The organism is Streptomyces sp. NPDC001219 (assembly GCF_053597915.1).
In genome coordinates, this window is record NZ_JBSFJF010000044.1 from 37,193 (window position 1) to 57,926 (window position 20,734).

Sequence of the window (20,734 nt, forward strand, 5' to 3'; positions counted from 1 at the left end):
CCTCCTCAGCCGCGCCGGGCGGCCTGTTGTGCCGTCTCGATCTCGGCATGGATGCCGGGGCTGCCGGCCTGCAGATGGCGCATGATGCTGCGCATCTGGGTGCCGACGTTGACGAACGCCGTGGTCCGGCCCTGGAACAGCACGTCCTCCACCCGCCGGGTCCCCCGGTGGAGCGCCACCACCCGCCAGTCGTCGGTGAAGACCGGCGACCCCGACGACCCGCCGCGGGTGTCGGTGAAGTAGCGGACGTCGTTCTCGTCCGCCTCGTAGACGAGGTTGTTGCGCAGGGCGACCCGCTTCGGCTGGCCGCCCGGGTGCTGGATGATGTTGACGGCCACGTAGTCGCCGCCGGTGACCGTCAGCGGTTCCGCCGCCAGGGACAGCACCGGCCGCGCCGGACCGGGGGCCAGCCGCAGTACGGCGTAGTCGAGTTCCGCGTCCGCGGCGACGAGTGCGCTGACGGTGGCCTCCTCCGTCTCCACCTCCTCGGTGTCGAAGTCGAACCGGGCGCGGGTGTGCCGGGCCTGCAGGCTCAGGTCCTCGGCGTCGGCCACCGGCCGCTCCGCCCCGGTCCCGGTCCGGGCGTTGACCACATGGTGGTTGGTGACGAGCAGGTCAGGGGCGATCAGCCAGCCGGTGCCGGAGTGCGGGAAGCCGTTCGGCTGCAGGGGTGCGCCCCCTTGGTACGGCGGCACCTTGAGGCGGGCCACCGCGCCGCCCGCCAGCGCACCGCCACGGAGGAAGCCGATCGGCACCGTGTCGTCCCGGTGGACGATCTGCTCCTTGAACTCCGCGGCGGGGGAGGGCAGCCCGGCCAGCACATCCGGCTCACCGCCCGCCTTGCGCGCCACCTCGTCCAGGGCCTTCTGCAACACGGTGAGGGGGGCGGCCTCGGTGGTCTCGGCGACGGCGTTGCGCAGCCAGATCTCCAGCGGCACCGAGCCGTCCACCAGCCGCTCCACCCGGTTCATCTCGTTGAGGTCGGAGTGCGCCTGGCGGCCGGGCGCCGGATGGAGCGGCAGCGTGCCGCGGTACCGGGGCATGACGCCGTCGAGCAGCAGCGGCCGCACCGAGGGATCGGCCAGCCCGGTCTCCACGGCGGCGTCCAGTACCTGGCGGATCTCGTCGGGCGTGAGATAGGCGGTCATCGGTCCTCAGGCCCCGCGGGGCCGCTCCCTTCCTCGTCCGTACGGCGGTGGGGCCCCGGCCCGCAGGCGGCGTGGTCCGCCGCACGGGCCCCGGTGCCCGCACCCATGGCCGCGGCCACCCCGGCGACGATCTCCCCGCTCCTGTCGGGCACGGCCAGCAGCCGCCGGGCGAGGGCGTCGAGGGTGCCGCGGTCCCGGGCCAGCCGCAGGATGCCGGCGATACCGGTGGGCGCGCCGCCGGCCGGCTGCCGGGACGGCCCCGCGGCCTCGTCCAGGATCTCCATCACCCGGCCCAGCAGCGCCGGTTGTCGGCCCGTCGCGCGGCGCATCGCCGCTCCCAGGGTGTCCAGCGTCTCGTCGTCGGCCGGCAGCCCCACCACCTCCAGCGCGTGGTCGAGCGCGCCGGGCGCCCGGTCGTAGATCTGCGAGGCGACCGCACGGACCAGCACCGGCCGGTCGGCCAGCACCGCGTCGGGCAACCGCCCCAGCCGCTCGGCGAGTTGGGCGTCCGCCTCCAGGTCGGCGCCGTCGGCGCCCGCCGTCAGCCGGGCGCGGGCCAGCAGTGCGCCCATCGCTTCGAGGTCCTGCCCCAGACCGACCGCGACATCCTCCGCCACCCGCAGCGCCCGGCCCGCACCCGTCAGGTCACCGGCCTCCTCCGCGAGCCGCGCGGAGAGCAGCAGCAGCTCCAGCCGGCGCTCCCCGCAGCCCGCGTGCTCCGTCGCGTCGATGGCGTCCGCCGCGGCCTCGCGGGCCTCCGCGAGCCGCCCGAGCCGGCTGAGGGCCTCGGCGAACAGGGCGTGCAGGGGGCTGCAGGGTGTCCAGGGCCGTCGTCTGCCGAGCCGTTCGAACGCCGCCTGGGCGTAGCCCTGCGCGAGCAGGTCCTCCACCTCGCGGGCCGCGATCCGTTCCCAGTCCTCCTGGTCGGCGCCGGCCGCGACCTGGTCGGGCGTGCCGCCGCCGAGCCGGGCCGTCAGCAGCCCCGCGGCCCGTGGCGTCATCTCCTGCTGCGCCCCGGCCAGGAACCGCTCGACGCCCGGCAGCCACCGCTCCTCCACGGAGCGCGGGTTCTCGTCGAGCCGCAGCCGGTGGTAGATCTCCTCGGCCCGTGCCTCCAGGCCGTCGCGTGCGGCGTAGTGCTCGACGGCGCGCCGCTCGACGGCGCGCATCACCTCGGTGCGGTCGGCGCCCGGCAGCCGCAGCATGATGGCGCGGACGTCGCCGCGGTAGCGCACCGCGTCCGGGCGGGCCGGCTCGACCAGGTCGAGGCGGCTGAACTCCGCGAAGAGCGCGCGGGCCGCCTCCGGGGTGGCGACCCGCAGTTCGCAGGGGCCGGCCAGCACCTCCTGGATGATCTCCGGGGTGATGACCCGGAGCACCAGCCCGGGGTGGGCGAGCCGGCGGACCTCCGCGTTGCCGATGTGGCTGAGGATGCGGTCGTAGAGAATCCCCTGCACCAGCAGCTGGTCGACCCGCCGGAAGACCTGGTGGCGGCGTTCGGGCAGGCTGCTGATCAGCTCGCAGGTCCGCTCGGCCCCGGCCCCGGCGAGGGTGGCGGCACGGGCGGCCAGTTTCAGACTGAGCGGATGACCGCCGACCCGGTCCGCCAGCGCCCGTGCCACCCCGGGGTCCTCGACCCCACAGGACGCCAGCAGGCCGACGGCCGCCTTCGGATCGAGTTCACCGAGTTCGATGTCGAGCGGCTCGACGGTCTTCGCCGGATGCTCGACCGGCGCCCGCCCGGACACGATCAGCCGCATCCGCGGATAGACGCTCTGGAACGAGAGGTAGATCGCCACCATCCGGCCCACCACCGGCGATCCGCGGTACTGCGCCTCCTCGAACGAGTCGACGACCAGCGCGAACGGCGGGTCCTCCGACTGCTCCCGGCCCCTGCGGTCCGCCACCGCCCGCCGCAGGACCCCGGCCAGTCGGCGGATCAGCTCGGTCTCCCGCCCGGCGGCCAGCGACTGGAACTCCTGCGAGGAACGGCGCCCCAACACGGCCCGGGTGGTGGCGAGTTCGTGCAGCTGGCTGACCCGCTCCTGCCCCTCCCGCTGGCTGCGGGCCGCCTCCTGGCACTCGTGCGCCAGCGCGTCCAGCTCGGTGCGGTGTGCCGGGAACTGGATGCCGAGCTGCCGGGCCGCCTCGGCGATCAGGGTCAGCGGCTCCTGGATGGAGAGGGTGGGCCGCTCGAAGTCGATATAGGCGAACGGGAAGCAGCCGGCCGGGTCGTGGACGCTGTCCAGCACGAACTTGGCGAGCAGGGTGGTCTTGCCCATCCCGCCGGGACCGTGCACGACGAGCGGGGGGACCGGCCCCGGGCGCTGGGGACCGTCCGGTTCCGCCCCGGCCGCCGCGGAACCACCGGACGGGTTCACATACTCCCGCAGCTCCGCGAGTTCGCGGGCCCGCCCCTGGAAGGGCGACCGTACGAGGCGCTCCAGGGGTTCGAGCAGCCGCGCCCGCTCCAGGGTGAGCTGGAGCTCCGCGGTGTCCGGCAGCCCGGTCATGCCCGGTACCCGCGAGAGCCACAGCACCGCCTGGAGGGCGTCGGCGAGTTCGTCGGTGGTCAGCCGGCCGGTCGTGGGCGGGCGGCCGGCGAGATAGTCCAGACAGAAGCGTTCCGGTCCGGGTTCGGGCGGCAGCTGGCCGAGTTGGCACTCCAGGGCGCGCCGGGCGGCGCCGGGCCCGGCCAGCCCGCGCAGCGCCGCCTCCCGGACCTCGGACTTGAGGGACCAGCCGGCCCGGTCCTGCGTCCCCAGGGTCGTGCAGTCGTCGACCAGCTCCAGGACCGCGTCGCCGGTGGCGGCCTCCGCACCGGGCAGCCGGAGCCGCTGGGGATCGAAACGGCTCAGCAGACAGGCCGCCTCCCGGTAGGCGCGGCGCGCGTCGGAGACCTCCGGGAGCCGCTCCTCACCGGTGTGCAGTTCGGCGCGCAGGCGGGCGACGAACAACTCCCGTGCCGCCGCGGCGTCCACCGGGGGATGCTCAGAGGGACCGGTAGACACGGATCGCCCCCTCCGCAGCCGTACAGAGCCTCCGCATATAGCCCTCGCGGTCCGCGCCGTTCGCTCCGGTGGCCTGCAGCACCTCGTGCACGGCCGCGTCCACGAGCGTGGCGATCGCGGACTCCCGAGGCTGCCCGGTACCGAGGCTCTCCGGCGGCGACTCGTGGAAGGCCTGGTCGAAGAAGGCCCGCAGATCCTCGGGTTCGGCGATCCGCGCGGTGTCCCAGGCGAGGTTTCCCCGCAGGTCGTACGGGAGTTGGCGCATCGACCGCCCGTACCCGAGGAGCACCAGCCGGGGCGCCTGGTCTCCGCGGGCGGCGGCGTGCTCGTAGATGGCCATACCGAGCTGTCCGATGAAGTCCCACACATCGGAGCTGGGGTCGAGCGTGTCGCACTCGTCGAGGACCAGCCAGAAGCGCTCCTCGACGGCGGTGGCCCGGCCGGCCACCCAGTGCGCGGCCTCGTCGACCGACGGCAGCGGGTCGTTGAGTTCCGTGGGGTCGATCGGTGCGGCGCCCTGCTGGGGATCGGCGACGAAGTCGGCCAGCCGCCGGACGACCTTGGCGGCGGTGGCGGTGCGCGACAGCGTCACCCGCACCGGACGGAACCCGTTGTGCTGGCCGATATGGCGGAGCAGGTTGTAGGTGTACGACCTGCCGCTGCCCGGTTCGCCGTCGACCAGCAGAATGAACGTGTGGGGGTCGGCGACGAACCGGCGCAGGGTCTCCCGCAGGTCCTGGCGGTTGATGAAGGCCTCGGTGCCGTTCTTCAGGACACAGGTGCGGAAGTTGTCCCGGGCGGCGTGCGCGCGGACGTCCTCCCGCAGCCGGGCCAGGAATTCCCCGGCCTTCGCGATGTCCGGAAGCACGGCCAGCCGGTCGACCGTGGTGAGGACCTCGACGAGACGCAGCTGCCCCTGGATGTCCGTGCGGGACCGGTGCACCAGCGTGCGGGCGTTGTCCGCGCTGACGTGCGTCAGCCGCAGCGCGCCGATGAACTCCGGCGGGAATCCGTACTGGGCGAGCTGGGAGTGCGGATCGGTGGTGTCGAGGAGATAGTTCCGCACCCAGGTGGTGACCAGGTCCCACTCCGTCTCGGTCAACGGCATACCGGCACCTACCCGGTACCGTCGAAGATCCGCTGGACCGGTGCCCTGACCTCGTGCTGCGACAGATAGGCGCTGATGCCGTGGTGGTTGCTGCTGTCGTTCGTGACCAGCAGATCGGTGATCCGCTCCTGCGGTGTGTACTCGGGGCGCAGGGTGTGGTCGAGGGCCACCAGGTCCCGCAGGTCCGAGGCGTTGTGCCAGGCCGCCACCCCGGCCGGGACGGCCGGCGGCCGCGTCAGATGGTCCTGCACCTCGGTGATCGCCAGCGGCGATCCGACGGTGACCAGCAGCTCCACCTCCCGCTGCTGCTCCCTCAGCACCTCGTAGGCGATGATCGTGCCCAGGCTGTGCCCGACCACCACCAGCGGGCCGCCGTCCACGTCCGCCAGCGTCTCCTTGACCACCTCGCGCATCGCCGGGCCCGCCCCGCCGAAGAAGTAGGCGTGCACGTCCTTGAAGGCGTGCCTGACCAGCAGCCGGAACACCGCCGTCCGGCCGGACCGGGGCAGCGGCAGCGTCTCCAGCGGAAGCTCCGTTCCGGGCTCCTCGGGTTCCTCGGCCCCGGCCATCGTGTCCGCGAGATACGTCATGTTCCGCAGCCAGTCGACCAGCGCGCTCTCGTCGGCCCCGGCCCGCCCCTCCAGCGCGATCTCCCCGGCCTCCAGCCGCGCTTCCCCCAGCGTGCGCGCCACGAAGTCCTCCGGCGGCTCCGCGCCGGCCCGTTCCGCGGTGGCCGGCAGCTCCTCGAAGGGCTCCGTCCGGCCCTCCAGGGGGTCCGGCCGGAAATCGGGGAGCGGCTCCGGGTAGCGCAGCGGCGCCCAGTACGCCATCCGCGACGCCTCGGCCATGTCCCGGCCGAACAGCGCCGTGTCCCACTGGGACTTGAGCAGCTCCGGGCGGACCTTGTTCCCGTTTCCGTGGACGTAGACGACCGTGGGGTGCATCGCTCGCGCCTCCCGGCTCAGTCGCGCCGCAGCACGATGTCGTCGTGCGAGGCGAGCCGCTTCCAGCGCTCGGCCGGGGCACGGACGACGGGCATCAGATCGGCCTCGGGCAGCGGCCCGAGGTCCAGCGAGGTCAGTTCGGCGACGTCGCGCACCGGCACCTGGAACGTCCGGAACGCGCCCAGCGGCGGCGGTGCGCCCGCCTGTGCCCCGGCCAGCGCCCGTTCCGCGTCCCGGGTCAGATCGGGGCTCTGGTCGAGGACGTACCCGGTGGCCGCCAGCGCGCCGTCCTGGAGGAACGCCGCCACCTTCCAGAAACGCAGCGGCACTTGGACGCCCCGGTAGGGCGGGTCGGAGTCGTGCAGCACCGGGCCGGTGAGGACGACGAGCTTGCGGTCGAAGTCGGCGGCGTGGTCGAGCAGGTAGTTCTCCAGGCCCTGCCACAGCTTCTTGCCCTGGTTGAAGACATCCGCCTGCGGGGCGGCGTTCGTGTAGTGGAAGGTGTCCTCGTTGGCCTGCTCCGCCTCCGCCGCCGTACCCCACACGGGGTCGAGCCGGCGCACCAGATGGCCCTTGTCCAGGGAGTTGTCGCGGTAGATGTCATTGCCCGCCTGGTGGGCCCGGTCCAGCCGCGGGTCGAACTGCCAGCTGCTCTCCCGCGGTACGTGCACCAGCAGACGCCGGCCGTCGACGCACACCGCGGTGGCCGCCGCCATCCGGCGGTCCGGGCGCAGCACCACGGTGAAGTGGGTGTAGGGCAGCACCACCGTCTCGACCTCGGGGCGGCTGGGCATCGGCAGCGGTACCGGCACACCGAGGAACTGCTCGTCATAGCCCGCCCGGTCCGCCAGGGGCGGCCGGGACGTGGTCCCGGCCGTCGCGCCGGCGGCCCGTGGGGAGTCGGATGGGATCATGTGATAACCGCTTCCCGGTGGTGCGGACCGCCGATCGGTGCCCACCGCGAAGCCACTCGAACAGCCGGGCGGCGCGGCGGCGCCCCGCCTCCGGCGGGACCGTTCAGGCGGTTCGGCGCGGCGCCGCGTTCGGACGCCGACGGGCCACGGAACGCATCCTGGCGTTGCCCCCACCGCGCGCTAAGGAGTTCCCATGGCCACCGGCCGTTCCCTCCACCTCGGACTCAACCGGGTCGACGCCGCGAAATACGGCGGCTGGGACGGCGAACTCGTCGCCTGCGAGAACGACGCCCACGCCATGGCCCGGCTGGCCGGCGACGCCGGGTTCGACGCGACCCTCCTGCTCACCGCCGAGGGCACCGTACGGCGGATGACCGCCGAGCTGCGCACGGCGGCCAAGGCCCTCAGGAGCGGCGACATCCTGCTGTTCACGTACTCGGGCCACGGCGGCCAGATCCCCGACACGGCGGGTTCCGACGAGGAGCCGGACGCCTTCGACGAGACCCTGGTGCTCTACGACCGGGAGTTCCTCGACGACGAGCTGCACCGGGAATTCAGCCGCTTCGCCGAAGGGGTACGGATTCTGGCCCTGCTGGACTGCTGTCACAGCGGTACCGGTATCGAGGTGCGCGAGGTCCTCAGCCCCGAGGCCATGGAGGAGCAGTTCCAGACCCGCGACCCCGGCCGGATCGAGCACACCGCCCGGCTGATGCCGGTGGTCCGGCAGCACGAGATCTACCAGCGGGACAAGGAGTTCTACCAGGAGATCCAGCGCGACCTCGCCGCGCACAAGCGTCATACGGGGGAGGCGGACGCTCTGCTGATCTCCGCCTGCCAGGACAATCAGCTGGCCTCCGACGGCGAGATCAACGGCAAATTCACCGGAACCCTGCTGGACGTCTGGAACGGCGGGACATTCCGCGGCGACCATCGCTCCTTCCATCGCGACATCGTGCGCAACATGCCGCCCACCCAGAGCCCCAACCTCCATGTGTCCGGCCGTCCCGGAGAGGCGTTTCTGGCCCAGCGGCCTTTCACGGTGTGACGGAATGCGGGGGAGGGGATACCGGCGGAGCGCCGGACGGCGGTCCTGCCGAACACGGCGGACGGGACGCCGCCGAGGCGCGCGTCCCGTCCCTTTCTCCGTTGTTGAGGCGTCCGCTCTCCCGGCCCCGCTCAGTCGGCGGGGTAGATGTCTCCGCTGGCCATTCCGCTTTCCTGTTCGCTCTGGGAACGGAGCCTGAGTGCCTTCTCCTGGAGCCGCTTCCGCTCCTCCGGGTCACCGGCCCGCTCGGCGGCCGCCTGCAGTTCCTGGGCCTTGTCACGCATCTGCTGGATTCGTGCGCGTGATTCTCCTGATGCGCTCATGATCTGTCCTTGGACGAGGTGTGGAGAGCTGCATTTCCCAGCTAATCAGGGTCGACGGGCCTTGGCACCTCGACGGTCACGCTCCGTGCGGGCCGATATCGCGGCGTCATTCGGAAAGGGGCCGCCGGACGCGGCACGCCCGGGCGTCCCGGCGTGTCTCCTCCGGATGGCCTTCCTGAATGGCGAGAGCGGCCAATAGGGACGTTGGCTGAACCACAGCACGCTCACAGTCCGCCGAGTGTCAGCGCTTTCTGGTGTTTGACGCTCCCCTCGTTCAGTGGAGTTTCTCCATGACATCCGAACCAGCTCTTTGTGGGGGCGACGCCGAACTGTCCTCGACAGAACCCGGCGAGCACTTTCCGCCCATGACCCCTGAGAAAAACTCGGCCCGCACACTTCTGTGGGAGGCGGTGACCCACCGGCCACTGGAGGAAGTCGCCGCCCTTGTGGAGCGGCTCAAGCGCAGCGGCGACGTTCCCAACCCCGGCGACGAGGCCCTCCGCATGGCGGTCGTGTCCCGTCCGGTGAGCGAGGTCGCCGCGCTCTTCGACATGCTCCGCGCCACCCCGCACACCGCCGAATCGAGCCAGGACGCGCTGCGCGCGGTGGCCGTCGACCGGTCCGTGGAGGAGGTCGCGCAGCTCATCGAGCTGTTCGACCGGACGAACGGCGGCGCCGAGGTCCACGGCCTCGTCGACCAGTTCCCGCCCGGCCCCGGAGGGCACGGCGGACTGGGCGGCCCCGCCGGCCCCGGTGACCTGCTCGAACCGGAGCGCACCGCGTCCATGCACGTGCTCGACCCCGACGTCCGCCCCCTGGGCCGCGACGGGCAGTCGCTCTACCACGCGCAGAACGACGCCGGGATGAACCAGCAGCCCAGCCGTCCCCCGTGGGCCCAGCAGCGGCCCGCCGGCGCCATGCCGCAGGGCGGTCCGCGCTGGGCGCCCGCGGACGAGGAGCCCCGCCAGCCCGGCTACGCGGTGCCCGGCGTGCTCCGGTCCGTGCTGCGCTGGCCCGCTGCCCTGGCGCTGGCGCTGTGCGGCCTGAGCCATCTGCCGGCGAACTCCTCGCACCTCCAGGGCGCCCAGGCGACCGCCGGGCTCTCGATGGCCATCGCCGTCGTCTACCTGCTGCTGGCCGGCTGGCTGGCGATGCACGACACCGCCCTGGTCTGGACGGTGAGCGCCGCCGCGGCGATGATCATCATCGCCCTGCACGCGCTGTCCCGGGCCGGGGTCTTCGCCCCGCTCGGCAGCGGACTGGGGGAGACCGGCATGTGGCCCGAACTGCTCGCGGTCGGGCTGGCGATCGTCAGTGCCGGGCTCGCGGGTGCGGCGCTGCTCTACCGCCCGCGCCGGGTGGGCGCGGCCGCCGCGCGCGCGTGACCCCCGACGCACAGCGGCCGTCACGGGCGCGGGCCGGGACCCTGACCTGGGTGTCCCGGCCCGCGCCCGTGCCCGGGTGTGTCAGCGGCGCGGGCGTACCGGCCCCGGGGTGTGCGCTCAGTCCTTGCCCGAGTACCGGTGCAGCACCCAGAAGGGCAGTGCGAACCAGCAGAGCATGAACCACACGACGAGCCCGACGACGATCCAGGGCACGTCCTCGTCGTCCATGGCGATGCGCAGGATCAGCAGCAGTGCGGAGGCCACCGTCGCCAGCAGCAGCACGATCCCCACCATGGCCAGCCGCCCCGCCCAGAGCACCGTCTCCGGCTTCAGCCGGTGACCGGCGACCAGCCGGTGGAAGGTCACCGTCCCGACCAGCGCGCCGGTCGTGGCCGCCCCCAGCAGGACCGTCACCACGTAGATGGTCCGGTCGGTCGGGCCGAGGGTGGTGAAGCGCGGGGTGAAGACGACGGTGAGCAGGAAGCCGAAGAGGATCTGCACACCGGTCTGGATGACCCGTACCTCCTGCAGCAACTCGCTCCACCGCCGGTCGGCACGCTCCTCCGGCGACTCGTGCCGCCCCTCGGCCGTGTCACGCGGGCCCAGCGCACCCATGAGGAGACCTACCGCGGCTTGTCGGTACGGAAGGCCAGCTCGTTGTCCTCCACCTCGACGCGCACCTCGTCCCCGGACGACAGCGCACCGTCGAGCAGCAGCCGCGACAGCATGTTGTCGATCTCGCGCTGGATGGTGCGCCGCAGCGGCCGGGCCCCGTACTCGGGCTGGTGGCCGCGATGGGTGAGCCAGTCCACGGAGCCGGGGGTGAACTGCACGGCGATCTCCTGGGCGTGCAGCCTGCGCCGGGTCCCGTCGAGCAGCAGCTCGGTGATCTGCCGCAGCTGATCGTCGGTCAGCCGGCGGAAGACGATGATCTCGTCGAGCCGGTTCAGGAACTCCGGGCGGAAGTGTTCGCGCAAGGAGCTGAGCGCCCGCTCCCGCGCGCCGTCACCGGCCTCCGCCCCCGAGATGTCCGGGCCGAAGCCGAGCACGCCGCGGCCGCCGCTGAGCGCGTCCGAGCCGAGGTTGCTGGTCATCACGATGACGGTGTTCTTGAAGTCGACGGTGCGGCCCTGGGAGTCGGTCAGATGCCCGTCGTCGAGGACCTGCAGCAGCATGTTGAAGACATCGGGATGGGCCTTCTCCACCTCGTCGAGCAGCAGCAGCGAGTACGGGTGGTGGCGCACCGCCTCGGTCAGCTGGCCCGCGTCCTCGTGGCCGACGTACCCCGGCGGCGCGCCCACCAGCCGGCTGACGGTGTGCCGCTCCTGATACTCGCTCATGTCCAGCCGCACCATGCGCTCCTCGCTGCCGAACAGCGCCTCGGCGAGCGCGCGGGCCAGTTCGGTCTTGCCCACGCCCGTCGGGCCGAGGAAGAGGAAGCTGCCGATCGGGCGTTCGGGGTCGGAGAGTCCGGCCCGCGAGCGCAGGATCGCGTCGGAGACGGCGGTGACCGCGTCGTCCTGGCCGATCACCCGGGTGTGCAGCTGCTCCTCCAGCTTGAGCAGCCGCTCCTTCTCCTCCTGGGTCAGACTGCTCACCGGCACACCGGTCTGCCGCGACACGATCTCCGCCACGTCCTCCGCGGTGACCTGCACGATGTGGCAGTCGCTCGGCGGCTCCGCCTGGCCCGCCCCGATCCGCGCGGTCAGGTCGGCGATCCGGTCCCGCAGCTCGGTGGCCCGTTCGTACTGCTCCGCCGCGACCGCCTGGTCCTTGTCCCTGACCAGCTGCTCCACCTCGCGTTCCAGGTCCCGTACGTCGGTGGCCTTGGCGCCGGACCGCAGCCGGACGCGGGCGCCCGCCTGGTCGATCAGGTCGATCGCCTTGTCGGGGAGGAAGCGGTGGGCGATGTAGCGGTCCGACAGCTCGACGGCCGCCAGCAGCGCCTCCTTCGTGTAGCGCACCTGGTGATGTGCCTCGTAGCGGTCCTGCAGGCCGCGCAGGATCTCCACCGTGTCGGAGATGCTCGGCTCGGGCACCAGGATCGGCTGGAAGCGGCGGGCGAGCGCGGCGTCCTTCTCGATGTGCCGCCGGTACTCCTCCAGGGTGGTGGCGCCGATGACGTGCAGCTCCCCGCGCGCGAGGGCGGGCTTGAGCATGTTGCTCGCCTCCAGCGAACCGCCGTCCCCGCTGCCGCCGCCGGCCCCGACCACCGTGTGCAGCTCGTCGATGAAGACGAGCAGCGCGTCGGTGTGCGCGCGGACCTCCTCGATGATGGCGTTCATCCGCTCCTCGAAGTCGCCGCGGTAGCGGGTGCCGGCGAGCACGGCCGTCAGGTCCAGGGCGACGACCCGGCGCCCCGACAGGGTCTCCGGGACGTCCCCGTCGGCGAGCCGCTGGGCCAGGCCCTCCACGATCGCCGTCTTCCCGACCCCCGCGTCGCCGACCAGCACCGGGTTGTTCTTCCCCCGGCGGGAGAGCACCTCGATGGTCTGCTCGATCTCCTCGCCGCGGCCGATGACCGGGTCGATCCGCCCCGCCCGCGCCAGGTCGGTCAGATCGCGGCTGTACTTGTCGAGCGTCGGGGTGTCGTGCTTCGGGGCGGCACCGTGGTCGGGGCCCACGTGGGGCGCGCCGTGGCCGCCCTGCGGCGTGGCCTGCGGCTCGAAGTGGGCGAGGTTCAGAATCCGCCCCGCCGCCGAGTCCGGATTGGCCGCCAGGGCGTCCAGCACATGTTCCGGACCGATGTACGAGGCACCGTTGTCCCGCGCCAGTTCGTGCGCGCTCAGCAGCGCCCGCTTGACCGCGGGCGTCACGGCGACGCTGGACTGCTTCGGGCCCGAACCGGCGGCGCGGTCGATCTCGGCCGCCAGCGCGTCGGGGTCAGCGCCCGCGTGCTGGAGCATGCTGCGCGTCGGTTCGGACGCCAGGGCGGCCCGCAGCAGATGTTCGGTGCCGAGTTCGGGGCTGCCGTGCTCGGCGGCGTAGGCGGCCGCCGAGGTCACCAGATCCCGGGCGGGGGCGCTCATCATGCGCGCGATGTCCGCCTGCCGGGGCATGTGCTGCCCCTGCTCGCCGTCCGTGGACTGCGCGGAACCGAAGAAGCGCGCGAGGAAGTCACCGAACGGGTCCGGGCCGTAACCCTCCGGACCCATGAATCCGTTGCTCATGTGTGTCCGTTCCGCTGTCACGGCGCTGCCGCGACATGCTGCCTGGTGGGGTGGCTGGTTGCCGGTGTCCCGTGTGCCCGCCCCGCCGGGTGTCCGGGAGGCGCGGGGCGGCCTGTCGTACACGGCTCCACTGCTTCAGGATCAGGGCCCGGAACTCCTTCCGCACCCGGGCCCGTCGGCACCGCCGTCACAGCTCCCCGTGGAGATGGGTCAGATCGGTGGTGAGGGCGTCGAGCCAGATCACCGAGTCGAGGAGCAGCGCGGCGGAGAGGGCGCGGGTCTCCGTGTCGGGGCTGTGGCGCGGGACGGCCGGCGCGACCGCCAACAGGGCGCGGATGTCGAGCGGTTGCGGATGGTCCCCTGGCGTGCCGCGGTCCGTGCCGAGGTGCTGGCCGAGGGACCGGTAGTCGTCGGCCGCCCGGCCGGCGGAGTGCCGCAGCCAGGCGCCGACCTCCTGTGAGGCGATCCGGCCGGGGCGGCCGGGCAGCTGCCGCTCCCCGCGCCGCGCGTCCGTCCCGGCGACCAGCAGCGCGGGCCAGTCCGGCTGCGGTCCGTCGTCCCGGGGTTCGCACTGGTACTGGGCCAGGCTCTCCTGCGCGAGGCTGAGGGCACGGTTGAGGGCGAGGACATCGGTGTGGCCGGAGCGTTCGACGACCCGCGCGGTGGTGTGCCCGATGGCGTCGGCGATGGCCGAGCACAGGCCCGCCATGCTTCTGCGCACCTCGCTGCCCGCGCCCCGTGGCCAGGCCACCAGCCCGCAGGTCAGCCCGATCACGCTGCCGACCAGCACATCCACCAACCGGACCGGGGCCAGCTGCCAGGTGACCGGGGAGACCTGCGCGAACAGCGTCGCCACGACGAGGGTGAAGCCGCCCTGCGCCCAGGCCAGCCCGCGCAACGGCCCCGCGGTGAACGCCACCAGCATGACCACCGGCAGCACCACGGCGTACACCGTGTCCCGGTCGTGGACCAGCGCCAGCATCCCGCCGGCCAGCACCGCGCCGATCAGCGTCCCGGTCAGCGCCTGCCGGACCGCGGACCGGGTCTCCAGGCTGGTGGTACGGGTCAGGGTGAGCGTGGCGAGCAGCACCCAGAAGCCGTGCTGGAGGTCGAGCAGCCCGGCGATGGCACGGGCCGCGGCCAGCCCCAGCGCGAACCGGCAGGCGTTCTGGAAGATCACCGAGCGGGGGGTGAGGTGCATGGTCAGCCGCTGCCACCACAGCTGGAGCGGGCGGGCCCGTGCGTAGGCGAAGGTGTGGCCGGCCGGGTTCTGTTCCACGGAGCGGTCGCCGAACATCAGCCGGGTGGCCAGGACGAGGACGACCGCGCAGTCGGCGGCCTGTACCACCTGGGACCGGCGGCGCAGATAGACCAGCCGGTCGTCGGTGCTGAGCCGCTGCAGGGTGTCCACGGCCCGGTGGGCGCGGACCGGGGCCAGCTCCTCCTGAAGGGCCGTGGCGGACGGCCCCTCGCCGGGCCGCAGCCGCTTCCCCCGCCGCAGCGCGTCCGCGGCACCGCGGGCCGCGCCGCTGATGCCCTCCAGCAGCACCACCGTCTCCGGCTGGTACCGCTGGTGCGGCCCGGCCCCGGTGTGCAGGGCGTCCAGCCGGGCCAGCAGGGTGCGGACGGCCTCGGAGGCGTGCGCCATCGCCTTGTGCGGGAGGGTGGGGGAGGCGGGCCGGTCGGCGGACGGCACACAGGAGGGACGGAGCGCCTCCCCGGCCCGGTGCGCGGTGGCCAGCGCTGTTTCGGGTGGTGGCCCGCCGTGGTGGTCGGCCAGCCGGGCGGCCGCGTCGGCGGCGTCGGCCAGCAGCCGGCGGTAGGACGGGGTGTCCGGTTCGGGCATCAGGAAGCGCTGGGCCAGCGCGAGCAGGACCGCTCCCAGCAGGAAGCCGGACAGCCGCTGACCCAGCGTCTCCGGGGCGTACGGCGGGAAGCACGGCAGGATGTAGAGCAGTTGCATCCCGGGTGCCGCTCCGGCGATCCGCGGTCCGGTGGTGCCCGCGTACGCCACCATGAAGCCGATGACGAGCATGCCGACGACGGCCGTCCAGGTCCGGACGGCGAGCAGGGTGCCCAGGGTGATCAGCACGAGCCCGGCGGGGAGCGCGGTGAGCACGGTCGCCGCGCGCTGCCGCCCGGAGCCGGGAATCCGCGCCAGCGCACCGAGCGACACCACGGTGAAGGTGGCGTAGACGGACATGACGAGCAGGCCGAGCCCGTAGCGGCAGAGGTAGAACGCGGCGCAGGAGGCGGCCGTCACCCGCACCGCGTTGCCGACCACCGTGTGGTGCGCCCGCACTCCGTCTCTGCCGCGCTCCAGCAGTCCGCGCAGCCCGGCGCCGCCGGCCGCGCGCCGCGGCCCGGACCCCGGAGAAGCTCCCTGCTGCGGGCTCACCTCTCCACTATTGGCCAGCGGGTCCGGGTCCGCACCGCGCGGCCCCCCCCGGCCGCCGCCACGCGTGACACCCGCCACCCGTCTCCCGCCCGCCCGGCGGCGCCCCGGCACGCGCCGGGACCGCCTCCCCGAGGTGTTTCCAACAGACATAGCTCTGTCAGGAATGCCACGAAGCGGAGCGGGAGTTGGCGACCGGCGGCGGCGCGGGGGGACCGGCACGGACCGTAGGATGCGGCACGTGACGGACAAGAGGGCGGACGCCGTGGACACCGCGACCGGCGAAGACGGGCCACCGGCGCTGCCGGCGACCAGTTGGGCGGTGCTGGGGCTGCTCTCCTTCGGCGAGGAGCTGTCCGGCTACGACCTGAAGAAGTGGTCCGACTGGTCGCTGCGGCTCTTCTACTGGAGCCCGTCGTTCAGCCAGATCTACGGCGAGCTGAAGCGTCTGGAGAAGGTCGGCTACCTCAGCTCGCGGATGGTCGCCCAGGAGACCGGCAACCGCGACAAGCGGGTCTATGTGATCACCGACGCGGGCCTGGCGGCGGTGCGCCACTGGGCACGCGAGGCGCCCGTGGAGCCGCCCGTCCTCAAGCACGGGGTGATGCTGCGGATGTGGCTGGGACATCTCCTGGAGGCCGACCGGATGCGGGACGTGCTGGGCCGGCACCGGGAGTACGCGGAGACCATGCGGCAGCGCGCCGAGGGCGACGCCGAGGAGACCGCCGGCGAGGAGGCCTGGGCCTATCCCGCACTCGTCATGAAGTGGTCGGAGCGCTACTACGCCGCCGAACGGGACCTGGCCGACGCCATGCTGGCCGATCTGGCCGAGCGGGACCGGCGGCTCCCGTAGCGCGTGTCCGCGGGGATCACCCCGTCAGCACGCGGGCGCGACAGTCGGCCGGGGTGCCCCAGGCGTCCCGCAGTGGCCGTGCCTTGCGGAGCCACAGTGAGAGGTCCAGCTCCTCCGTGTAGCCGAGGGCGCCGTGCAACTGGAGCGCGGTCCGCGCCGCGGCGTACCCGGCCTCGCCCGCCGCGACCTTCGCCGCCGCCACCTCCCGGCCCGCCGACGGGACCCCCGCCGCCACCGCCAGGGCCGCCGCCCGCACCAGCGGCTCGGCGAACTCCAGCCCGATGAGGGTGTCCGCCAGCCGGTGCTTGACCGCCTGGAACGAGCCGACGGCCACCCCGAACTGGGTGCGCTGCCGGACGTAGGAGACGGTCGCCGTCAGCAGGGCGCGGCCGAGTCCGAGGGACTGCGCGGCGGTGGCCAGCCGCGCGACCTCGACGGCGTACCCGGCGGCCGCGGTCACCGCCGGGCCCCGGGCCACCACCGTGCCGCCGAGCGGCCGGGCCGCCCGCCGGGCCGGGTCGAGGGCGCGCTGCACCGGGCCGTGAGCCTCGGTAAGGGACACCGTGTCGCCCCGTACGACGAACACGGCGTCGGCGGCATCCGCGTCCAGCGCGTACGGGTCCGCCCCGGCGCACAGACTGATGACGGCCTCGCCCGCGGAGATCCGCGGCAGCCACTCCCCGGCCGCCGCGTCCGCGCCGAGCCGCTCCAGGAACACGGCCGCCGCCACCGTCTCCGCCAGCGGACCGGGAACGGCATGGCGTCCCAACTCCTCGAAGGAGAGCGCGAGTTCGACCGGCAGCAGGCCCGACCCGCCGTGCCGCTCCGCGACGGCCAGCCCGAACACCCCCGCCTCCGCGATCCGCGCCCACAGCGCCCGGCCGGGACGGTGCTCCCCGGCCGCCCAGGCCCGCACCACGGCCGGTGTGCCGGACGCCCCGAGCAGGCCGTCCAGCGTCCGCGCGAACTCCCGCTGCTCGGCGGTCAGGAGGAACCGCATCACCGGCGTCCCTTCGGCAGGCCGAGCAGCCGCTCGGCGATGATGTCGCGCTGGATCTCGTTGGTGCCGGCATAGATCGGCCCGGCGAGCGAGAAGGTGTAGCCCTCGGCCCATCTCCCGTGCGTGGGCGCCTCGTCGGCGTCATCGGCGAGCGCCCCGTACGGGCCGAGCAGGTCCAGGGCGGTCTCGTGCAGGGCGAGATCCAGCTCGGACCAGAAGACCTTGTTCAGACTCGACCCGGCGCCGAGGTCCTCCTCGCCGGCGGCGAGCCGGGAGGCGTGGGCGTAGGTGAAGAGCTGATAGGCGCGGGCGCCGATCCACGCGTCGGCCACCCGCTCGCCGAGAGCCGGCCCGGCCCCCTCGGGGGCCTCCCGCCACAGCGCGGCCAGCCGCTCGGCGGCCGCGGAGAAGCGGCCCGGACTGCGCAGCGTCAGACCGCGTTCCCGGCCGGTGGTGCTCATCGCGATCCGCCAGCCCTGCCCCGGCTCGCCGATGACGTCCGCGTCGGGCACGAAGACCTCGTCGAGGAAGAGTTCGGCGAAGGCGGGCTTGCCGTCGAGGCGGCCGAGGGGACGCACCGTCACGCCCGGCGCGTCCAGCGGGAACATCAGATAGCTGAGCCCCTGGTGCGGCCGGGCGGTGTCCGGGTCGCTGCGGAACAGCCCGAAGGCGCGGTCGGCGAACGCGGCCCGCGACGACCAGGTCTTCTGCCCGCTCAGCAGCCAGCCGCCGTCGGTCCGTACGGCGGCCGAGCGCAGCGACGCCAGATCCGAGCCCGCCTCCGGCTCCGACCAGGCCTGCGCCCAGACGACCTCACCGCGCGCCATGGGGCCGAGCACCCGGGTGCGCTGCTCCTCGGTGCCGTGCTCGAACAGGGTCGGGGCGAGCAGGCTGATCCCGTTCTGGCCGACCCGGCCCGGGGCGCCCGCGGCGTAGTACTCCTCCTCGAAGGCCAGCCACTGCCAGAGCGAGGCGCCCCGGCCGCCGTACCGCTCGGGCCAGGTGACGACCGACCAGCGGTCCGCGGCGAGTTCGTGCTCCCACTCACAGTGGGCGGCGAACCCGTCGGCGGTCTCCAGCGACGGCAGGGGAGTGGCGGGTACGTGCGCGGCGAGCCAGGCGCGGGCCTCGGCCCGGAACTCCTCCTCCGCGGCGGTGAAGGCGAGGTCCATCAGGCGACCGCCCCTGCCGGGCAGGGGAGTTGCCCGTCGTGCCGGGGCCTTGTGGGGTGGGCAGCGGGCATCGCCATCGGCCTCCTTCTCTAACAAGTGTTTGGTAGGTTAACGTAGCGCCATGAGCAGCGTCGAGGCCCCGCTGGAGGCTCACGTATGACACCGCCCCCGTACGTGCCCGGCCACCATCTGCTCGACGGCCGGACCGCCGTCATCACCGCGGCCGCCGGAGCAGGCATCGGCGGCGCCACCGCCCGCAGATTCCTGGAGGAGGGCGCCCGGGTCGTCCTCGGCGACGCCCATGCGCGCCGCCTGCGGGAGTCCGCGGCGGCGCTCGCCGCGGAGTTCGGCGACGGCACGGTGGCCGCCCTGCCCTGCGACGTCACCGACGAGGACCAGATCAACTCCCTGCTGGAGCTGGCGGAGGAGCGTCACGGACGGCTCGACATCGTGGTCAACAACGCCGGGCTCGGCGGCACCGCCGACCTCGTCGAGATGACCGACGCGCAGTGGACCAAGGTCCTCGACGTCACCCTGAACGGCACCTTCCGCTGCACCCGGGCAGCCCTGCGCCGGATGAAGGCCACCGGCGACGGCGGAGTGATCGTCAACAACGCCTCCGTCGTCGGCTGGCGCGCCCAGCGCGGCCAGGCCCACTACGCCGCGGCCAAGGCCGGGGTGATGGCACTGACCCGCTGCGCCGCCATGGAGGCCGCCGCCTACGGCGTCCGCGTCAACGCCGTCTCGCCCAGCCTCGCCCTGCACCCGCATCTGGTGAAGGTGACCACGCCCGAGCTGCTCGCGGAGCTCACCGAGCGCGAGGCGTTCGGGCGCTACGCCGAACCCTGGGAGGTCGCCAACGTCATCGTCTTCCTGGCCGGCGACTACGCCTCGTACATGACCGGCGAGACGGTGTCGGTCAGCTCCCAGCACGCCTGACCCCCGGCCCGACGACCCGTACGCGACACCACCCCCCGCCCGGTGCCGTACCGCCCCGAGCAGCGCGCCGCCCGCACCCGTCCGCGGAGGCCTTGCGGAACCGGCCGGCACCTCCGCAGAATCTGACCAGGGAGACCCCCATGCCCGAGGCCTACATCGTTGACGCGGTCCGCACCCCGGTCGGCAAGAAGGGCGGCGGTCTGTCCGCCGTCCACCCCGCCGACCTGGGCGCCCATGTCCTGACGGCGCTGATGGCACGCACCGGCGCCGACCCGGCGGCCGTCGAGGACGTCGTCTTCGGCTGCCTGGACACGGTGGGACCGCAGGCCGGGGACATCGCCCGGACGTGCTGGCTGGCCGCCGGACTGCCCGAGGAGGTGCCGGGCGTCACGGTCGACCGGCAGTGCGGCTCCTCCCAGCAGGCCGTCCACTTCGCCGCCCAGGGCGTGCTCTCCGGCACCCAGGACCTGGTGGTCGCGGGCGGCGTGCAGAACATGTCGCAGATCCCGATCGCCTTCGCCAGCCGCCAGGCCGCCGCCCCGCTGGGACTGACCGACGGCCCGTTCGCCGGCTCCGAGGGCTGGCGAGCCCGCTACGGCACGGCGCCCGTCAACCAGTTCCACGGCGCCGAACTCATCGCGGACCAATGGCAGATCTCCCGCGCGGACATGGAGGAGTTCGCGCTCCGTTCGCACCGGCGCGCCGTCCGCGCCATCGACGAGGGCCGCTTCGACCGCGAGCTGCTCCCCTACGGGGACGTCACCACCGACGAGGGGCCCCGGCGCAGCACCTCCCTGGAGAGGATGGCCGGACTGCCGCCGGTCGTCGAGGGCGGCCGGCTGACCGCGGCGGTCTCCTCCCAGGTCTCCGACGGCGCGGCCGCCATGCTCCTGGCCTCCGAGCGGGCGGTGGCCGAGCACGGACTCCGCCCGCGCGCCCGGGTCCACCAGCTGACGGTGCGCGGCGAGGACCCGATCCGGATGCTGTCCGCACCGATCCCGGCGACGGCCCACGCGCTGAAGAAGGCGGGCATGACGATCGGCGACATCGATCTGGTCGAGATCAACGAGGCGTTCGCGCCCGTGGTGCTGGCCTGGCTCAAGGAGACCGGGGCCGATCCGGAGCGGGTCAACGTCAACGGCGGCGCCATCGCCCTCGGCCATCCGCTCGGCGCCACCGGTGTCCGGCTGATGACCACCCTGCTGCACGAACTGGAGCGCACCGGCGGCCGGTTCGGGCTGCAGACCATGTGCGAGGGCGGCGGCCAGGCCAACGTCACGATCATCGAGCGTCTCTGACGCCCCACGGGAGGGCGCCGCCGCGGCCC

Annotated in this window: 16 protein-coding genes; 5 read left to right on the forward strand and 11 right to left on the reverse strand. The window is 73.5% G+C overall.

Annotated features, from left to right (window positions below; translation table 11 throughout):
• Positions 1-5 precede the first annotated feature (5 nt).
• The 5 genes from ACWC9R_RS25375 to ACWC9R_RS25395 are packed head-to-tail and all read right to left on the reverse strand — an operon-like array spanning position 6 to position 7,125.
• Positions 6-1,148, reverse strand: a complete 1,143-nt coding sequence (locus ACWC9R_RS25375; protein WP_450734790.1) for a trypsin-like peptidase domain-containing protein — start codon at positions 1,146-1,148, stop codon at positions 6-8.
• Complete coding sequence (locus ACWC9R_RS25380) at positions 1,145-4,129, reverse strand: ATP-binding protein (protein WP_450734791.1); 2,985 nt, start codon at positions 4,127-4,129, stop codon at positions 1,145-1,147. The genes ACWC9R_RS25375 and ACWC9R_RS25380 overlap by 4 nt, the downstream gene beginning before the upstream one ends.
• Positions 4,130-4,139: 10 nt before the next feature.
• Entirely contained in the window at positions 4,140-5,267 is a 1,128-nt protein-coding gene (locus ACWC9R_RS25385; protein WP_450734793.1) for a hypothetical protein, read from the reverse strand.
• Between the two features lie 8 nt (positions 5,268-5,275).
• Positions 5,276-6,211, reverse strand: a complete 936-nt coding sequence (locus tag ACWC9R_RS25390; RefSeq protein WP_450734795.1) for an alpha/beta fold hydrolase — start codon at positions 6,209-6,211, stop codon at positions 5,276-5,278.
• A 17-nt stretch (positions 6,212-6,228) separates the two neighbouring features.
• Positions 6,229-7,125, reverse strand: a complete 897-nt coding sequence (locus ACWC9R_RS25395) for a DNA/RNA non-specific endonuclease (RefSeq protein ID WP_450734796.1) — start codon at positions 7,123-7,125, stop codon at positions 6,229-6,231.
• Positions 7,126-7,318: 193 nt separating this feature from the next.
• On the opposite strand from ACWC9R_RS25395, the gene ACWC9R_RS25400 reads away from it, so the two are divergent.
• The gene (locus ACWC9R_RS25400; protein WP_450734798.1) at positions 7,319-8,170 is read left to right on the forward strand and encodes a caspase family protein; all 852 of its coding nucleotides are present in this window, start codon (positions 7,319-7,321) and stop codon (positions 8,168-8,170) included.
• Between the two features lie 131 nt (positions 8,171-8,301).
• Here ACWC9R_RS25400 and ACWC9R_RS25405 read toward each other — a convergent pair whose 3' ends face one another.
• Complete coding sequence (locus ACWC9R_RS25405; protein ID WP_362609320.1) at positions 8,302-8,493, reverse strand: DUF6381 family protein; 192 nt, start codon at positions 8,491-8,493, stop codon at positions 8,302-8,304.
• 365 nt (positions 8,494-8,858) lie between these two features.
• Here ACWC9R_RS25405 and ACWC9R_RS25410 point away from each other — a divergent pair, with 365 nt between their 5' ends.
• Positions 8,859-9,878: a hypothetical protein gene (locus ACWC9R_RS25410; RefSeq protein ID WP_450734800.1), complete on the forward strand. Its 1,020-nt coding sequence runs from the start codon at positions 8,859-8,861 to the stop codon at positions 9,876-9,878.
• A gap of 117 nt (positions 9,879-9,995) precedes the next feature.
• On the opposite strand, the gene ACWC9R_RS25415 is transcribed toward ACWC9R_RS25410, so the two are convergent.
• The 3 genes from ACWC9R_RS25415 to ACWC9R_RS25425 all read right to left on the reverse strand — a co-directional run bounded on the left by ACWC9R_RS25415 (position 9,996) and on the right by ACWC9R_RS25425 (position 15,446).
• Positions 9,996-10,493, reverse strand: a complete 498-nt coding sequence (locus ACWC9R_RS25415) for a DUF6328 family protein (RefSeq protein ID WP_450734802.1) — start codon at positions 10,491-10,493, stop codon at positions 9,996-9,998.
• Positions 10,494-10,501: 8 nt separating this feature from the next.
• Complete coding sequence (locus tag ACWC9R_RS25420; protein ID WP_450734804.1) at positions 10,502-13,048, reverse strand: ATP-dependent Clp protease ATP-binding subunit; 2,547 nt, start codon at positions 13,046-13,048, stop codon at positions 10,502-10,504.
• 187 nt (positions 13,049-13,235) lie between these two features.
• The gene (locus ACWC9R_RS25425) at positions 13,236-15,446 is read right to left on the reverse strand and encodes an FUSC family protein (protein WP_450734806.1); all 2,211 of its coding nucleotides are present in this window, start codon (positions 15,444-15,446) and stop codon (positions 13,236-13,238) included.
• Between the two features lie 229 nt (positions 15,447-15,675).
• Here ACWC9R_RS25425 and ACWC9R_RS25430 point away from each other — a divergent pair, with 229 nt between their 5' ends.
• Complete coding sequence (locus tag ACWC9R_RS25430; RefSeq protein WP_450734808.1) at positions 15,676-16,296, forward strand: PadR family transcriptional regulator; 621 nt, start codon at positions 15,676-15,678, stop codon at positions 16,294-16,296.
• Positions 16,297-16,312: 16 nt separating this feature from the next.
• On the opposite strand, the gene ACWC9R_RS25435 is transcribed toward ACWC9R_RS25430, so the two are convergent.
• Both ACWC9R_RS25435 and ACWC9R_RS25440 read right to left on the reverse strand, forming a co-directional pair.
• Positions 16,313-17,296 (reverse strand): acyl-CoA dehydrogenase family protein, encoded by a 984-nt coding sequence (locus tag ACWC9R_RS25435; protein WP_450734810.1) that lies wholly within the window; start codon positions 17,294-17,296, stop codon positions 16,313-16,315.
• On the reverse strand, positions 17,296-18,468 hold the full coding sequence (locus tag ACWC9R_RS25440; protein WP_450734812.1) for an acyl-CoA dehydrogenase family protein: 1,173 nt from the start codon (positions 18,466-18,468) through the stop codon (positions 17,296-17,298). The genes ACWC9R_RS25435 and ACWC9R_RS25440 overlap by 1 nt, the downstream gene beginning before the upstream one ends.
• A 156-nt stretch (positions 18,469-18,624) precedes the next feature.
• Between ACWC9R_RS25440 and ACWC9R_RS25445 the strand changes: the two genes are divergently transcribed.
• The gene (locus ACWC9R_RS25445) at positions 18,625-19,407 is read left to right on the forward strand and encodes an SDR family oxidoreductase (protein WP_450734814.1); all 783 of its coding nucleotides are present in this window, start codon (positions 18,625-18,627) and stop codon (positions 19,405-19,407) included.
• A 140-nt stretch (positions 19,408-19,547) separates the two neighbouring features.
• Positions 19,548-20,705, forward strand: coding sequence for an acetyl-CoA C-acetyltransferase (locus ACWC9R_RS25450; RefSeq protein WP_450734815.1), 1,158 nt, complete (start codon positions 19,548-19,550; stop codon positions 20,703-20,705).
• The last annotated feature ends 29 nt before the right edge of the window (positions 20,706-20,734 follow it).

Coding starts and splice junctions, on each gene's coding strand:
- ACWC9R_RS25375 (WP_450734790.1), bottom strand. CDS start 1,148: ATGACCGCCTATCTCACGCCCGACGAGATCCGCCAGGTACTGGACGCC.
- ACWC9R_RS25385 (WP_450734793.1), bottom strand. CDS start 5,267: ATGCCGTTGACCGAGACGGAGTGGGACCTGGTCACCACCTGGGTGCGG.
- ACWC9R_RS25390 (WP_450734795.1), bottom strand. CDS start 6,211: ATGCACCCCACGGTCGTCTACGTCCACGGAAACGGGAACAAGGTCCGC.
- ACWC9R_RS25395 (WP_450734796.1), bottom strand. CDS start 7,125: ATGATCCCATCCGACTCCCCACGGGCCGCCGGCGCGACGGCCGGGACC.
- ACWC9R_RS25400 (WP_450734798.1), top strand. CDS start 7,319: ATGGCCACCGGCCGTTCCCTCCACCTCGGACTCAACCGGGTCGACGCC.
- ACWC9R_RS25405 (WP_362609320.1), bottom strand. CDS start 8,493: ATGAGCGCATCAGGAGAATCACGCGCACGAATCCAGCAGATGCGTGAC.
- ACWC9R_RS25410 (WP_450734800.1), top strand. CDS start 8,859: ATGACCCCTGAGAAAAACTCGGCCCGCACACTTCTGTGGGAGGCGGTG.
- ACWC9R_RS25415 (WP_450734802.1), bottom strand. CDS start 10,493: ATGGGTGCGCTGGGCCCGCGTGACACGGCCGAGGGGCGGCACGAGTCG.
- ACWC9R_RS25420 (WP_450734804.1), bottom strand. CDS start 13,048: ATGAGCAACGGATTCATGGGTCCGGAGGGTTACGGCCCGGACCCGTTC.
- ACWC9R_RS25430 (WP_450734808.1), top strand. CDS start 15,676: ATGCGGCACGTGACGGACAAGAGGGCGGACGCCGTGGACACCGCGACC.
- ACWC9R_RS25435 (WP_450734810.1), bottom strand. CDS start 17,296: ATGCGGTTCCTCCTGACCGCCGAGCAGCGGGAGTTCGCGCGGACGCTG.
- ACWC9R_RS25440 (WP_450734812.1), bottom strand. CDS start 18,468: ATGGACCTCGCCTTCACCGCCGCGGAGGAGGAGTTCCGGGCCGAGGCC.
- ACWC9R_RS25445 (WP_450734814.1), top strand. CDS start 18,625: ATGACACCGCCCCCGTACGTGCCCGGCCACCATCTGCTCGACGGCCGG.
- ACWC9R_RS25450 (WP_450734815.1), top strand. CDS start 19,548: ATGCCCGAGGCCTACATCGTTGACGCGGTCCGCACCCCGGTCGGCAAG.